Below are 15660 nucleotides of genomic sequence, written 5' to 3' on the forward strand. Positions count from 1 at the left end.
GAGGTGCCGCCATTTGATCGACACTTGACTTGGGGCAAGGCGACCGTCGGCGCAAGGGGATAGTCTTCTCGGGTTCTTTCCTGAGGCCTTGCATTTTCATGAAATCCTATCTTGCCGAAGGCGTTGCGCCGATTGCCCAGTCTTCCTTTTCTGGCGCAGTGGATCGCTTGTGGTCGCTGTGCCGTCAATCTACCCTGACCCCCTCATGCTCAAGGGGCGCCCGCTTTTGCCCGTGGTGCAGGGCGGCATGGGTGTCGGCGTATCGGCGGGCGGACTCGCAGGTTCTGTTGCTCGAATGGGTGGAATGGGAACTATTTCATCAGTTGATCTGCGCCGGTTGCACCCCGACCTCATGGAAAAAACGGACAAGATTGAAAAGGAACCCGACGCAGCTGAACGTATTAATGCCGCCAACCTGGAGGCGCTTCAGCGCGAGGTGCGGCGCGCGCGCGAGCTTTCGGAGGGGCATGGTGCTATTGCCGTCAACGTCATGAAAGCCCTTAGCCAATACGAGGCGTACGTGCGCTGCTCCCTGGAAGCCGGTGTAGACGCCGTGGTGGTGGGCGCCGGCCTTCCTCTCGATCTGCCAGAGTTGGCGAAAGATTTTCCAAATACGGCACTGATTCCGATCCTTTCGGACGCGCGGGGCGTACAGCTGATTGTCCGCAAATGGGAGAAAAAGGGCCGCTTGCCCGATGCGATCGTGATCGAGCACCCACGCCTGGCCGGTGGTCACCTGGGAGCCGCCAAGGTGGCTGATCTGCAGGATACGCGCTTTGATTTTGAAAACGTTATTCCGCAGGTTCGGGAGTTTTTCAAAACTGCGGGCATTGAGCGGGAAATTCCACTGATTGCCGCAGGTGGCATCAGCTGCCGCGAGGATATTCTTCGTTTGCAGGGTCTGGGTGCAGCGGGGGTGCAGCTGGGTACGGCCTTCGCCGTGACGCAAGAATGCGACGCCGCGCCTGAATTCAAGCGGGTGTTGGCGGAGGCCAAGCCCGAAGATCTGGTGGAATTCATCAGCGTGGCGGGCCTGCCTGCCCGGGGTGTGCGCACTCCGTGGCTTGAAAAATACATTCGTATCGAGCCAAAGCTGAAAGCTGTGGCCCATGTTAAGAAACAATGCAACATGGCCTTCGATTGTTTGGCACACTGTGGTCTGCGCGACGGTGTGGCCACCATGGGGCAGTTCTGTATTGACCAGCAACTGGGCCACGCTTATTCCGGACAGACTGATAAAGGCCTGTTCTTTAGAGGGGCTGGGAAGTTGCCTTTCGGATCGCGAATCGCATCAGTGCAAGAATTGATGGTTTGGCTGCTCGGTGCCGTCATGCCGGCAGCAGTTACCGCGGAGTTCACTACATGAAAAGAGACACCCTGCCAAGCGCGCAGGCCCGTCTGGCCGTTCAGCCCATCAGTCGCGATGTGCTGGCAGAAAAATATTTCAAAACCGGCGAAACCAATGTCGAGCAGCTTTTTGCTCGAGTCGCAAGAGCTCTCGCCTCGGTGGAGAAACCCAAACTCCGCGCTGAGTGGGAACAAAAGTTTCTGAACAATCTCCACGCCGGCGCCATTGGGGCAGGCCGGATCATGAGCGCGGCCGGTACTGACATTCAGGCCACGCTCATCAATTGCTTTGTCCAGCCGGTCGGAGACGCCATCCAGGGCGTGGACGACGAAGGTTATCCCGGCATCTACGAAGCACTGCGCGAAGCAGCAGAGACCATGCGACGTGGTGGCGGCGTGGGCTATGACTTCAGCCGCATTCGTCCGAAGGGCGCCTACGTCAAGGGCACTGCCAGCATGGCCAGCGGGCCCTGCAGCTATATGAATGTGTTCGATCAGTCGTGCTCCACGGTCGAAAGCGCAGGCGCGCGTCGGGGCGCCCAAATGGGTGTGCTGCGCATCGACCATCCAGATGTATTCGAATTCATTACCGCCAAACGCACGCCTGGCCGTTGGAATAATTTCAACGTATCCGTAGGCGTGACCGACGGCTTCATGCAGGCCGTGGCTGAGGGTGCCGACTGGGAACTTGTGCACAAGGCGCCCCCCGGTGCCAAGTTGATCGAGCAGGGCGTGTCACAGCGGGCCGATGGCCTGTGGGTGTACAACAAAGTTTCCGCACGCGAGTTGTGGGACACCATCATGAAGTCGACGTACGACTTCGCTGAACCAGGCATCTTGTTCCTTGACCAGATCAAGCGTGACAACAACCTGAACTACTGCGAGCGGATTGAGGCGACCAACCCCTGCGGCGAGCAACCTCTGCCCCCTTACGGCTGCTGCGATCTTGGCCCCATCATACTGACCAATTTCGTCCGCCATCCTTTCAGCGAGGGCGGAAAGCCCGCGTTTGACTTCGAAGAGTTCGAAAAAGTGGTGGCCACTCAAGTTCGGGCGCTCGACAACGTGCTCGACGTGACCTTCTGGCCTCTGGAGCAGCAGCGCGCTGAAAGCGCTGCCAAGCGTCGCATTGGAGTAGGCTTTACAGGGCTGGGCAACGCGCTCACTATGCTTGAGCTCTGCTACGACCGCCAGGAAGGGCGCGACATGGCTGCCCAGATTTCACGCCGCATGCGCGATGCAGCGTATCGTGCGTCTGTAGATCTGGCGCGCGAAAAAGGGGCGTTCCCCAAGTTTGATGCCAATGGTTATCTGGCCCCCGGCACGTTTGCCAGCCGCTTGCCAGAAGACATTCAGGCCAGCATCCGCGAGCACGGCATTCGTAACAGCCACCTGCTTTCCATTGCCCCCACTGGCACTGTGAGCCTGGCATTTGCCGACAATGCAAGCAACGGCATTGAGCCGGCATTCAGCTGGACCTACAAGCGCAACAAGCGCGAGGCCGACGGAAGCCGCAGCGAATACACCGTGGAAGATCACTCTTTCAGGCTGTATCGCGAGCTGAAAAAAGATGCTTCCTCCGGGAACGCGCCAGGAAAATTGCCCGAGTATTTTGTCAGCGCCCTGGAAATGAGTGCGGCCGATCACGTGGCCATGATGGAGGCGGTACAGCCTTTCGTCGACACCAGCATCAGCAAGACCGTCAATATTCCTGAAGACTATCCTTATGTCGACTTCAAGGATCTGTATCGCCAGGCTTGGCAGGCTGGGCTGAAAGGTCTGGCCACTTACCGGCCCAACAGCATTCTGGGGGCCGTGCTGGAAGTAACGCCCGTGGCAGGCAAGGAAGAAAAGCCGGCCAACGCCGCACCTGAACCGCTGCAACAGACTCAACCACCGGTCGACCCCATGCGCACGGTGATCGAAAAGCGGCCTTCGGGTGGCCTGCCGGCCGTCACCGAGAAGATCGAATACTGGACCAGCGAAGGCCAACAGCGGCTCTACCTGATCGTCTCTTTCCTCCCCATTGCCACGCCTGATGGCCGTACGGTGGAGCGCGCCATCGAGTTCTTCATGCCTGTGGGCCAGAGCGGCGAATCGCAGCAGTGGATCACGGCCACCATGCGCATGCTCAGCTTGGCCGCGCGCGGGGGCTTCCTCGACCGTGCGTTGTCCGACATGCAGAAGGTTACCTGGGATCGTGGTCCGGTGCGCCTTGGTACGTACGAAAAGCCCGACGGCACTCGTGTGCCTCGCTGGCACGACAGCGAGGTTGCTGCCATTGGTTTTGCCATCGAGAACCTGATTTCTTCGCGCGCACAGGCCGCCCAGGGATCGCTGTTCGACGCAGAAGAACTTCCGGCCGCGGAGCCCGCTTTAGAGCCCGCGACCCTCGTGTCGCCCACTGCCATGGCTGGCAAGAAGTGCCCCGAATGCGGCGCTCACGCCATGATCCGTAAGGATGGGTGCGATTACTGCACTCAGTGCGGATTCATCGGTAGCTGCGGTTAAGCTTGCACAACCTCCTCTCGTCGGGGGAGGTTGTGAACTGGCTTTTAACCTCGGCCACGTTCTTAACCCCGGTCAAGGATGGGGTCTCGCTTAGCGGGTACAACCATCCTTTATGACAGCGCCCACCCAGCAAGAGCGGCCTAAGGGGCCGCGAACTATTTCCCTCCAACAATCCAGTACGGCGGCGCCCGCTCGTAAAGCCAAGCCGGAGCCTGTAAAGGGGCCTTGGCGTTTGTCGATGCTCATGGTGGCGCCGCATCGCCTGGGTTTCGCATTGGCCATGCTGATTTTGATCGCTGCCAGCCTGTGGTGGCTTGCGGTGCAACTTGATCGTGCATCAGGTGTGTTGGGGCTGACGGTCGCTGTGTCTCCCACGCTCACACATGCAGCGATCATGGTGCTGGGCTTCATGCCTCTATTTTTCTCGGGATTTTTGTTTACCGCGGGGCCGAACTGGTTGCGCGTCGCGCCGCCGACGGCGCAGCGGCTGTCAGGCGCCTTGGGGCTGCAAGCGGTCGGCTGGCTACTGTGGCTTGTTGGCGCCCATACCCTTGCAGGGGTCGCGTTGTTGGGCTTGATCCTTGCCTTGGTCGGACTCGCCTGGATGTTCATGCTTTACTGGAGCCTGGTTCGCCAAAGCACCGTGGAAGATCGCGTTCACGCCAAGGCCGTGGGCTGGGGCGGCGTGGTGGGCGTGGTGTGCCTCGCGGGCGTTGCGTGGGCACATGCGACCGGGCAGGTGGACTGGGCGCTGGTGTTTGTGCGCACTGCCTTGTGGGGCTTCATCGTGGTGGTGTTCGTGGCGGTCGCACACCGAATGATTCCTTTTTTCACCTCTAGCGTGCTTCCGCTCATAGAGATCTGGCGGCCATTTTGGGTCTTGTGGCTGATGCTGGGAGTGGCGGCTTGGGAAGTATTGGCTGTCTGGGTCGATTTTGCCGCACCCTCGGCGCAAGCTTGGCCCGCATGGACGGTGATATGCATCGTGGTGGAGGCTGTCACAGGCGGGGTGCTGTTGTGGCTGGCGGTGGTCTGGGGGTTGGTGCAGAGCCTGAAAATCCGCTTGCTGGCCATGTTGCACGTAGGGTTTGTCTGGTTCGGGTTGGCGTTGCTCTACAGCGCGGTTTCGCAGGGGCTATGGTTAGCCACAGGGCGGCCGGTGCTGGGGCTCGGTGCGCTGCATGCGCTGTCCATGGGTTTTCTGGGCTCCATCATGATTGCCATGGTCACTCGTGTCTCCTGCGGTCATAGCGGGCGCGCGCTGGTCGCGGACAACCTTGTGTGGGGCTTGTTCGGGACCTTGCAGGCGGTGGTTGGGATCAGGTTGCTGGCAGCGGTAGAGGGCATGCCGGCATGGCTGACCATGCTGGCGGCGTTGGGTTGGGCAACCGTGGTCTCGATATGGGGGGTGCGCTATGGCAACTGGTATGGCAGGCCGCGCATTGACGGCAAGGCGGGCTGATACAGTTTCGGTGCCAGAACACACTACATCATAGCGAATGACACGAAGCGCATGGCGGGTAACATGACGCCATGCATACCAGCGCCTTAGTATTATTTTCCGGCGGCCAAGATTCGACCACATGTCTGGCCCACGCACTCACGCGCTATTCGCGCGTGGAGACCATCGGGTTTGATTATGGGCAGCGCCATCGCGTTGAACTGGAGGCGCGTCTGGTGGTGTTGCGGGAACTGCGTGAGCGCTTTCCGGCTTGGGGCGAGCGTCTGGGCGCGGATCATGTGATCGACGTGGGCGTGCTGGGCAAGATCAGTGAGACTTCTCTCACGCGCGACATGGCCTTTCAGATGGAGTCTTCCGGGCTGCCCAATACATTTGTGCCCGGGCGCAACCTGGTGTTTCTCACGCTGGCTGCCGCACTGGCCTACCGGCGCGATCTTCAGGTGATGGTAACCGGTGTTTGCGAAACTGATTTTTCAGGTTACCCCGACTGCCGAGACGACACCATGAAAGCCATGCAGCTGGCACTATCGTTGGGCATGGACAAGCGGTTTCTGATCGACACGCCACTGATGTGGATCGACAAGGCGGCAACCTGGCAGCTTGCGCACGATCTGGGGCAGCAAGCCGATTCATCAGATGGTGGCGAGGCACTGGTGGATTTGATCGTAGAGCATACTCACACCTGCTACCTGGGCGAGCGCCAGCATAGGCATGCGTGGGGCTATGGCTGCGGCCAATGCCCCGCGTGCGAACTGCGATCTAAAGGGTGGAACCGATGGCACAATCGTTAAGCCCGTGTTGAACCCTGGTTGAACACGGATCGAACCCATCGCTGAAAGCACACTTCATGACGCAGGCCAGTCACTCCATCGAAATCCATAGCAACCTCTCTTCCATCCCTCGTACATGGGCACGTGCGCTGTTGCTCACAGGCGCCATGCTGGCTGCACATGCCAGTGTGCACGCCCAGACAGTGCCGCAGGGGCTGGATTGGCAGCTGGCGTATGGTGTCAGCAACAAGGCTGGTGCCAAGAAACTGGGGTTGGTTGCTGGTTGGCAGCGCGGAGCGCCGCTATGGCAGGGTGAGCAGTGGAGGCTGGCCTTGCGCCATGAGTTGGAGTTGTCCTTCTGGCGTGTTCCTGAGGCGCAAAACATCATCGAGGCCGGCTACTCGCCCTTCCTTCGGCTCGAGCGCCCCATGGGTGGATCGAATCAATTTTTCCTCGAAGCCTCCATTGGCGTGCGACTCCTCTCGCACACACGCATAGCGCCAAATCACACCCTGTCTTCCGCCTTCCAGTTTTCAGACCAAGTAGGCGCTGGATTTCAATGGGGGCCACAAGGGCGCTCCACGGTAGGTATGCGCTTCCAGCATCTCTCCAACGCAGGCATCAAAAAGCCCAACCCCGGCATCAATTTCACACAGATTTTTTATCGTCATCAGTTCTGAGATCGTAAACACGTTCTGAGATCACGCCGGTCCGCATGTCGATTTTTCAGCGGTCCACACTCAGTTAATTCAAATCAGACTCGGAGAAACTCATGAGCAAGCGACTTGAAGGTAAGAGCATGATCGTCACAGGCGGTGCTAGCGGCATCGGCCTGGCCACAGTGGAGCGCTGCCTGAAGGAGGGGGCCAACCTTGTCATTTCGGATCTGGCGAGCAGCGATGGCGCCGCTAAGGCGCAGGCACTGAATGGCCAGGGTGGTCGTTGCATTTTTATTCCCTGCGACGTGAGCTCCACCGAGCAGGTAGATCACCTGATTGCAGAAACCGTTCGCCAATTTGGCAAAGTGGACGCGGTGTTCAACAACGCTGGTATCGGCGGTATTACGCCGGCTGTCGATTATGCTGATGCGGACTATCTGCGCATCATCGACATCAACCTGAACGGCGTGTTTCGCGTCGCGCGCGCCGCACTCAGACAGATGTATATGCAAGGCTCCGGCAGCATCATCAACTGCGCCTCTATTCTCGGTACACTGGGCCAAACCGGCACCGCAGCGTACTCTGCCGCCAAGGGGGGCGTGGTGAACCTCACGCGTACGCTGGCGCTGGAGGCTGCGCCCAAGGGGGTTCGCGTCAATTCCATCGGCCCAGGCTACATCGACACCCCGCTTCTGAAAGATCTGCCCCCTGAGATGCGCCAAGGGCTGGTCAACCTGCACCCCATTGGCCGCCTCGGGCGTGATGAAGAAGTCGCCAACGCCGTGCTCTTCATGGCAAGCGACGAAGCCAGCTTTGTCACTGGCGCTCACCTGCTGGTTGATGGCGGGTACGCCGCCGGGAAGAGTTGACCCCCTGTGGCGCTGACGCGCCTTCCCCCTAAGGGGGACGCACCCAGCGGACTGGCGAAGCCAGCTCCGCGGGTGCCTGCGAATGAACTGCTTCGCTCTGGATCGTCGGTCGTCTAGAAGATCAATGCCGTTGGTCTGGCGATTGCTGCTATCTTTGTAGGAGCGGCTTTAGCCGCGAATCGCCGATATCCGCCAAAGCCGCTCGTGCAAATTTAGCGCCGTGCCGATTCGGCCGTCGGCCGCGTGCGATAAAAAACCAGCGCCTGCTCGGCAGCCTCTTTCGCTCCTGCTTGCAGCACCCCGCGTTTGATTTTGCCCACCACGTGCATTTCGCATGGCTTGCAGTCAAATCGTAGCGTCAGTTTCTCCTTGCCGTTGATCAACTGAAGCGGCTCGGCCTTCACGGTGCCCTTGACGCCTATCACCCCTTTGGCCTGTTTGGGGCACAAACTCAACGAATATCGCACGCAGTGCTTGGTGATCATCAGGCTGACTTCGCCTTCTTCCTCGTGGCTTTCATAGGCGGCTTCGATCACCTTCACGCCATGACGGGCGTAAAAGTCCCGTGCCTTGTGGTTGAACACGTTGGCCAGGTAGCTCAGGGTGTCGTCGGGGTAGGGTGCCGGTGGCTCCACCGCTTTGGCGCGCGGAAGGCGCTGCCAGCCTTCCGCGCGCGCGGCTTCCAGGGCCGCAATGGTGTCCCTACGCAATGAATTGGCCGCACTGGCAGGTACAAACCAGGTGCGCGGCAGGTCGATCTTGATTTCCAGCGCAGCGAAGTGGGTTTCACCCAGGCGACCCAGAGCCTCGCGCAGCTTCGATTCGGCGCCTTCTTCATCGCGGGGCGCAGTCCATTGCAGCGTCAGCCGGGATTCCGCAGTGAAGCCGTCTTCGTCTGTGGCGGTTAGCTTCAGGCCCTCCTCACACTCGCTCAGGGTAAGCCACAGGTCGATGCGGCGGTCGGATGACTTCTTCTCGAGCGTGCGTATCCAGTCCATGCTCCGATTGCGGTGCACAACTGTGTCCTTGCGCAGATCGTGCAACGCGCTCATCGGGTCCTTGGGAAATACCCGCCACAGGCCTTCTTCCAGGCTCTCGACGCGATTGGTCTGCGCGCCAACCAGCGCTTTTTGCTGATCCCAGTAGCAGAGTCCGTCGCCGTTGGCGAGCCTGAGGGCTGGGTCATCTGCGCGAAGCTCGAAATGGTCAGCCGCCACTCGAGTGACGAAGCCAATGGGCTGGCCCGGGTTCTTGGGAGTGTCGAAGGCACCAATATCGGCCTGGCGACCATTCACGAAATAGTCCGTGAACTCCCTGTTGAAGTTCTGCAGAGGATCGGGAGCGAAACTGAAGCTTGTACGCCCGCTGGATGCGCGAGCCAACTCTGGTCGTTCCTCCAGAATTTCGTCGAACAGCTTTCGGTAATGGGCGGTGATGTTCTTCACGTAGCCCATGTCCTTGTAGCGGCCTTCGATCTTGAAACTCCGCACACCAGCGTCTATGAGCGGGCGCAGGTTCAGACTCTGATTGTTGTCCTTCATCGACAGCACGTGCGCATCGTGTGCCACGAAGCGACCTTGTGCATCCAGCACCTGGTAGGGCAGGCGGCAAGCCTGGGAACAGTCACCTCGGTTGGCGCTGCGCCCAGTGTGTGCATGGCTGATATAGCACTGGCCGCTGTAGGCTACGCATAATGCGCCGTGAATAAAGAACTCGATGGTGCAACGCTCAGGGTCAAGCACGTCTCGAATGCTGGCGATCTGCTCCAAGGTGAGCTCTCGCGCAGGCACAATCTGAGACAAGCCCGCGTCCTGCATGAATCGGGCTTTCTCGGGTGTTCGAATGTCGGTCTGTGTGCTCGCGTGAAGCTGAATTGGAGGCAGGTCAAGCTCCAGCAGGCCCATGTCCTGAACGATCAGTGCATCGGCACCGGCTTCATAAAGCTGCCATGCCAAACGGCGAGCGGGTTCAAGTTCGTCGTCGCGCAAAATGGTGTTGAGTGTGACGAAAATGCGCGCGTCAAACCGATGTGCGTGCGCGGCTAACCGAGCAATGTCAGCCACTGAGTTGCCGGCGCTGGCCCTCGCACCAAACCCCGGTCCTCCAATGTAGACGGCATCGGCACCGTGCTGGATGGCCTGAATGCCGATATCGGCTTCGCGTGCGGGCGCGAGAAGTTCAATCTGGTGTGGTTGCGGCATGGCTACATTATCCCAAGACGCCATTGGCTGCAGGCTTGAGATTAGAAGACTCCAGCTTGAAACGAGCTTCTACGCCGGAGTCTTGCGCAACCATCTGCCAACGGTGGTTGTGAAATACTTCCAGAGTAGGTCTGTGGGCAATTGAAATCAGTGCGCCTCCTGCCTTTTCGGCCATAAGGCTCAGGCGCTCATATAGCGTCTGTTCTGCGGCAATGTCCAGCGCACTGGTGGCCTCGTCTGCCAGAATCCAGGCGGGTTTTTTCAGCAGCACACGCGCAATGGCCAGTCGCTGTTGCTCACCCCCGCTAAGCTTCTGTGTCCAGCTAGCCTGTTCGTCGAGGCGGTCGGCCAGTTGGGGCAGCATGGCCTCTTTCAGCGCTTGACGCAAGTCCTCGTCGGTGTAATTAGACTCTGCGTCCGGGTACGCCAGTGCCGCCCTGAGGGATCCGTCCGGAAAGTAAGGTCGCTGCGGGATGAACATCGTGCTTTCGGGCAAACTGATCCGGCCACGGCCCCAGGGCCAGATCCCCGCAATTGTCCGGAAAAGGGTCGATTTTCCGCTGCCAGAGGGCCCTTTCAGCAGGGTATGCTCTCCGGGGCGCGCATGGAGATGTGCACCTTCGAGCAGGGTGATTCCGGTCGGCAGTTTCACAGACATATCTAGTGCGGAGATGGCATTGATAGCTGCTTCGGGCACCGGGCGCCTGTCAGCCGAGTCCAGTGCTTTTTGGTGGGCAAGCGCGGCCTCAAAGCTCGTCAAGCGCTCCGTAGTGGCACGCCAACTGGCCAGGCTGTCGTAGTTGTCTACAAACCAGGAAAGTGAATCCTGAACACGACCAAATGCATTGGCGATCTGCATTAGCTCACCCAGTTGTATGGCACCGCTGAAAAAACGCGGTGCAGCCACGATCATGGGGAAAACCGTTGCAGCCTGACCAAACAGATTGGTAAATGCCACAAGTTGCTTCTGTTTGGCAATCAGCCTGAGGTAGTTCGCCAAGACAGAACTGAATCGTGTCTCAAGATTGCGGTTCTCAAGTGATGCGCCTTTGTCGAGCGCGATAGATTCGCTGTATTCGCGCACCCTCACCAAGTGGTGGCGAAAATTGGCCTCGCGCTTTTGCTGCTCAAAGTTGAGTCCGATCAGTGGCCGGCCAATGTAATGCGCGAGCACGCTTCCGATCAGGCAGTAAAGCACGGCAGCCCACACCATGAAGCCAGGAATGGTGAAACTTTCGCCGCCAAAATCGAATGAAAATGCGCCCGAAAGTGCCCACAAAATACCCACGAAGCTGACCAAAGTCACCAGGGCGTTCAAAAAACCCATGGAAAGACCCACGGTCTGCGTCGTGAACAGGTGAATGTCTTCCTGTAGTCGTTGGTCGGGGTTGTCTGGCACACGTTGTCCAAATGCCGAGGAGTTCGGTGCTGTCGCGTCTGAGCCCTCAGCGCGGTCGTCCGTGTAGCGAGCAAGTTCCATGCGGTAGAAAGCATGGTCTTTCAGCCAGCGGCTCATCATGTGGCGAGTCATCCATGCCCGCCAGCGTACTTGCAGCAATTGCGTCAGGTAGAAACGGTACACCGCGATCGCCACAAAGGTCATCGCCAGAATGACAAATCGTCCCAGCTGTGCCCAGAACACATCCTGGTTCTTGTTCTGAAGTGCATCGTAGAACACACGGTTCCACTCGTTCAGCAGCACCAGCATGTAAACCGCGGCCAGGTTGAGCGCGACCACCGCCGCCAACATGCCCCTGGCCCGCCACCTCTCGTCTGACTGAAAGTAGGGTGTGGTCAAGCGCCACACTTGGCCTAAGAAGCGCCCGAAGCGCGAGAATTTTCTTGTGAGCTTCATAAAAAACGTAGCGAATGACCGGATCTGAGAAAGCGCCATGTTACTGACAGGTGAGTACCGGGAGACGTGCCCTAACGTGAACTCTTTCTCATATCCAGACTGCGAGAAATGTGGGAAGAACCTGGGAGCCGGCGAGAGTTATGCAGGGCATCCTTTACGGGTTTAGCTGCTACTTGGCGTAGTTGATTTCTTGGGAGTTTTGTTTTTATCCGAGGCGGTCGAATCCTTGGCGCGGCGAGCTTCGCGTTCCGCACGGCGCTGGTCAGCCAAGGCGCGAATCTCTTCTTTGGTCACGAAGCCATCTCGATTGGCGTCAGCCGCTTTGAACGCATCTGCAACCTCGGGTTTGAAGCGCGTGATCCAAGCGGCCTCCCCACGAGAGATCCGGCCGTCGCCGTTAATGTCAAGCATACGGAACCACTTCAGCGCTTGCTCCTCCCCTTTGCTGGCGGGAGTTGACGGCGATACGGTAGGTGTGGTCGATGAGACAGGTGTGGCCCCGGCGGCCCATGCGCCAGCGCTGAGGGCGGAACACGCCATCCAGCACAACGCGGAAACAGTACGATTCTTGAAACTCATATTGCTTTGTTGCGCTTGTGTCTCAGCAGTTCCATTCAGTACGTGTTCACGCCCCCGTCGCGAGTGGATTAGGGTGGTGCATTTGTAACGCCACTCGCCACATGGCCCGCCGGTACATGCCGCGCGGCGTGCTCAATGTGCCCCGTTTGGTCATCAAAGAAGAAGTCAGGCTCGAATTCGCGCAGGAACTCACCCTTGGGCAGGCCGCCCAGGAACATCGCTTCGTCTACCCCCACGCCCCAATGCATCAGTGTGCGAATGGCGCGCTCATGCGCTGGGGCGCTGCGCGCCGTCACCAGGGCAGTACGCAGTCGCATCGTGCTGTCGCCAGATTGCTGGAGGCGGTGTAGTGCAGCCAGCAGCGGCTTGAACGGTCCCTCTGGCAATGGCAGCGCCGCCTTGCGCTTTTCATGCGCTTGAAAAGCGGCCAACCCCTTTTTCTGGAAAACTTGTTCGGCTTCGTCGGCAAACAGCACCGCGTCGCCATCGAAGGCAATGCGTACTTCGTTAGCATGATTGCCCAGGGCCTGCGCCGAATCGGTCACCACGCGCGCGGCCGGAAACCCTAGGTTCAGGGCCTGGCGCACGTCAGCTTCATTAGCGGAGAGAAACAGGTGGGCACCAAGCGGACGCAGGTAGCGGAAGGGGTCGCGCCCCTGCGTGAACACTCCGCGCTCAAGCGAAATGCCTGCCGCCGCGGCGCTTCTGAATACGCGCATTCCGCTGACCGGATCATTGCGTGAGAGTATGACCACCTCCACGCGCCGCTGGCCAGGGTCATTGAAGGCGAGCAGCTTGCGTACCAATGAGAATGCCACTCCCGGCTTGGCCGGCGAGTCTATCCGCTCCAGTTGCGTACGCATGTACGCTTGGGCGTCTCCTGCTTCAAAGAGTCGGTTTTCCTCTTCAAAGTCAAATAGGGCGCGCGAGGAAATGGCAACGACGAGCTGGTCCTGGAGCGATGCAGGCATGGTCACTTGACCCACTGGTTGAGCTGAATGATCGGGAGCATCACCGCCAGCACGATCAGCATCACGACAATGCCCATCGCAACAATCAGAAGCGGCTCCAGTATGGTGGCCAGTTGCATGGCCTTGCGCTGCACTTCAGCTGAAAGCTGGTTGGCGGCGCGTTGCAGCATCACGGGCAACTGGCCGGTTTGCTCACCCAAGCGCGCAAACATGGCTAGCAAACCGGGAAAGCGCTTTTTCTGGGCCATGGCGGAAGCCAGGGGAGCGCCCTCGCGCACCAGTACCAGGGCGTCTTCGGCATCGGCCCGCATGGCTGTGTTGTTCAGGGTTTCCGCGGCGGCCTGTAAGGCGCGCAAAATGGGCACGCCTGCGCCGGCCAGCATGGCCAGGGTGCTTGCAAACCGCGCTGCGTTGTAGCCTCGCGCCAATCTGCCCACCAGGGGCAGGCTTAGCCAGGCAGCGTCGAATTTTTGGCGCAGCAGAGGACGAGTCAGCGCCGCCCGGGTGGTCACGGCCCCCAAGACGCCGGCCCCCAGCAGCCACCAACCCCAGTTGCGCACGAAGTCGCTGATGCCGAGCATCGCTACCGTGAGCCAGGGAAGTGTCCGCTTGGAGCCCGCGAACACGGTAGCCACCTGCGGCACCACGTAGCTCACAAGAAAAATCACGATCACGATCGCCACCACGGTGACTATGGCCGGGTAAAGTGCCGCACCTATCAGCTTGGCCTTGAGGGCCTGGCGTTCCTCCAGATCGTCGGCCAAGCGTTCCAGCACTGTGCCCAGGTGTCCGCCTTGCTCACCTGCAGCAATCACAGCGGTGTATACCGGAGAAAACTCGCGGGGGTGCTGCATCATTGCCTTGGCCAGGGGCGAGCCCGCGTTCACCTCCGATCGCAGGGCGGCAATGAGGTTACGCTGTTTCTCATCTTCGGCCTCATCAGCCAGCGCGGTGAGCGAGCGTTCCAGCGGCAGCCCTGAGGCGACCAGTCCTGCGAGCTGGCGCGTCCAGATCGCGAGCTGCGTGGAACTGAACGCGCGGCCACCCATAATGGGTTTGGACAGAATCCCTGCGCCGTCGGAACCGCCTGCCACCGGGTCAACACTGAGCGGCACCAGTGCTTGCCCGCGCAAAAGCGAACGAGCCGACTTGGCAGTATCGGCCTCAATGACCCCTTTGCGGGTCTTACCATCGGCTTGCAGGGCCTCGAATGTATAGGCGGGCATGGGTCAATGGTAGCGGGTTGCAAAGTCGTTTCTAAGAGCTTGTTCAACGTCTCTGCTTGAGGGTTGTGGTGTCTGTTATTTTTGCGCGGCCATTGAGGCAGCGCCTAAGACACAGTTTTTCAGCTACTACAGCACTGGCGTACAGATCATGAACTGGCTCTGAAATCAGAATCTGATGTCCGCTCTGACCCATGCAGAGCGACCCGGCTCATTGATCTTGACTCCACTCGGGAATCCGAAGCCGGGATGTCCCGCAAGGTTCAGATGTTCGGCATAGGTCTTATTGAACACGTTGTCGATGCCGAGCATGAACTTGAAGCTTTGATTCACACGGTAGGTGGCATGGAGGGAAAGTACACCAAACCCCGGGCTGGGGCCAAAGTCCTTGCCGACAGCGTTGCCCAGGCCCGGCGCAACCCTAGGTTGTGCGGCAACCACCCGCCACAGCGCTCCTGCGTTCCATGGCCCTGCCGAATAGATCAACCCCAAACGCAACTCCGCGGGTGGAATTTGGGGAAGTGCTCCTCCATCGGTGAGATTGCGAGCCCACACTCCGGCCAGTGTGGTCTGGCTGGTCCATGATCTGTTGAATTGATATTGTCCGCCCAGTTCGTATCCAGCCGTGGAAGCGTTGACGTTTCGAACCGCAGAGCTCTTGCCGGTACGGTCAAAGAGAATGTAATCTTGCACCCACCCCACATAGCCGGAAGCCCAGAATTGCCAAGCTTCTTGTTTCCTTTGCACTCCAACATCAAGCTGGGTTGTTTTCTCAGGTCGGAGCGTCATGAATGCATTGCCGGCACGGCTACCGCTATTTCCGGGTGGAATCAGTTCCCAGTAATCAGGGAAACGTTGTACGTGGCCCAGCCCCGCATAAACTTGACTGCGGTTATCAAGCTGCTGCTCCCACCGGAAGAATGCGCTCGGAAGCGCCTCTTTGCGCCGACGGTCCTGCGCCTCGGCGGGGTAGCGCTGAGCTTTTGCATGGTCCAGGCGCATCCCTGTCACCCAGAGCGTGTGTTCACTGGCTTGCCAACTGCCTTCGGCAAACCAACCGGCGCTGGAAAGCGTCGCCTCTGGATTCCACGCATTCTCATGATAGGGGGCCGTCGGTGTTCCTCCTCGCCAGTGGACTGGGCTGTGCTGTGTGTCGAGTCCGGTCACCAATTGCCAATGCTGGGCCGGAGATAGAGTGATCGCGACCCGTCCA

Annotated in this window: 12 protein-coding genes (1 of these 12 cut by a window edge); 6 read left to right on the forward strand and 6 right to left on the reverse strand. The window is 59.3% G+C overall.

Annotated features, from left to right (window positions below):
- Positions 1-205: 205 nt before the first annotated feature.
- From AAAK34_RS07650 to AAAK34_RS07675, 6 genes are all read left to right on the forward strand, one after another.
- Entirely contained in the window at positions 206-1366 is a 1161-nt protein-coding gene (locus AAAK34_RS07650) for an NAD(P)H-dependent flavin oxidoreductase (RefSeq protein WP_231698256.1), read from the forward strand.
- A complete protein-coding gene (locus tag AAAK34_RS07655) occupies positions 1363-3858 on the forward strand; it encodes an adenosylcobalamin-dependent ribonucleoside-diphosphate reductase (protein ID WP_231698244.1) in 2496 nt (831 codons plus the stop codon). Before AAAK34_RS07650 ends, AAAK34_RS07655 begins: the two co-directional genes overlap by 4 nt.
- 112 nt (positions 3859-3970) lie before the next feature.
- A complete protein-coding gene (locus AAAK34_RS07660) occupies positions 3971-5320 on the forward strand; it encodes an NnrS family protein (protein WP_431777910.1) in 1350 nt (449 codons plus the stop codon).
- A gap of 71 nt (positions 5321-5391) precedes the next feature.
- Complete coding sequence (gene queC / locus AAAK34_RS07665; RefSeq protein ID WP_231698246.1) at positions 5392-6111, forward strand: 7-cyano-7-deazaguanine synthase QueC; 720 nt, start codon at positions 5392-5394, stop codon at positions 6109-6111.
- Between the two features lie 56 nt (positions 6112-6167).
- Positions 6168-6770: an acyloxyacyl hydrolase gene (locus AAAK34_RS07670; protein WP_231698247.1), complete on the forward strand. Its 603-nt coding sequence runs from the start codon at positions 6168-6170 to the stop codon at positions 6768-6770.
- A 92-nt stretch (positions 6771-6862) separates the two neighbouring features.
- A complete protein-coding gene (locus AAAK34_RS07675; RefSeq protein ID WP_431777911.1) occupies positions 6863-7618 on the forward strand; it encodes an SDR family NAD(P)-dependent oxidoreductase in 756 nt (251 codons plus the stop codon).
- A gap of 212 nt (positions 7619-7830) precedes the next feature.
- On the opposite strand, the gene AAAK34_RS07680 is transcribed toward AAAK34_RS07675, so the two are convergent.
- From AAAK34_RS07680 to AAAK34_RS07705, 6 genes are all read right to left on the reverse strand, one after another.
- Positions 7831-9819 carry a peptidase U32 family protein gene (locus tag AAAK34_RS07680; protein WP_231698249.1) on the reverse strand — a complete coding sequence of 663 codons (1989 nt, stop codon included), beginning with the start codon at positions 9817-9819 and terminating at the stop codon, positions 7831-7833.
- A 7-nt stretch (positions 9820-9826) separates the two neighbouring features.
- Positions 9827-11674 (reverse strand): ABC transporter ATP-binding protein/permease, encoded by a 1848-nt coding sequence (locus AAAK34_RS07685; RefSeq protein WP_231698257.1) that lies wholly within the window; start codon positions 11672-11674, stop codon positions 9827-9829.
- A gap of 162 nt (positions 11675-11836) precedes the next feature.
- Positions 11837-12253, reverse strand: coding sequence for an EF-hand domain-containing protein (locus tag AAAK34_RS07690; protein WP_431777912.1), 417 nt, complete (start codon positions 12251-12253; stop codon positions 11837-11839).
- Positions 12254-12321: 68 nt separating this feature from the next.
- The gene (locus AAAK34_RS07695) at positions 12322-13224 is read right to left on the reverse strand and encodes a 5'-nucleotidase (protein WP_231698251.1); all 903 of its coding nucleotides are present in this window, start codon (positions 13222-13224) and stop codon (positions 12322-12324) included.
- Between the two features lie 2 nt (positions 13225-13226).
- Entirely contained in the window at positions 13227-14450 is a 1224-nt protein-coding gene (gene gspF, locus AAAK34_RS07700; protein ID WP_231698252.1) for a type II secretion system inner membrane protein GspF, read from the reverse strand.
- Positions 14451-14615: 165 nt separating this feature from the next.
- Positions 14616-15660 carry the 3' portion of a TonB-dependent copper receptor gene (locus tag AAAK34_RS07705; protein ID WP_231698258.1) on the reverse strand. Its footprint extends 905 nt past the window's final position, so 1045 of the gene's 1950 nt are visible here — the last part of the coding sequence; its start codon lies beyond the right edge, outside the window; it ends in the stop codon at positions 14616-14618.

Source organism: Ottowia caeni (genome assembly GCF_050821495.1).
Classification (GTDB): domain Bacteria; phylum Pseudomonadota; class Gammaproteobacteria; order Burkholderiales; family Burkholderiaceae_C; genus Ottowia; species Ottowia caeni.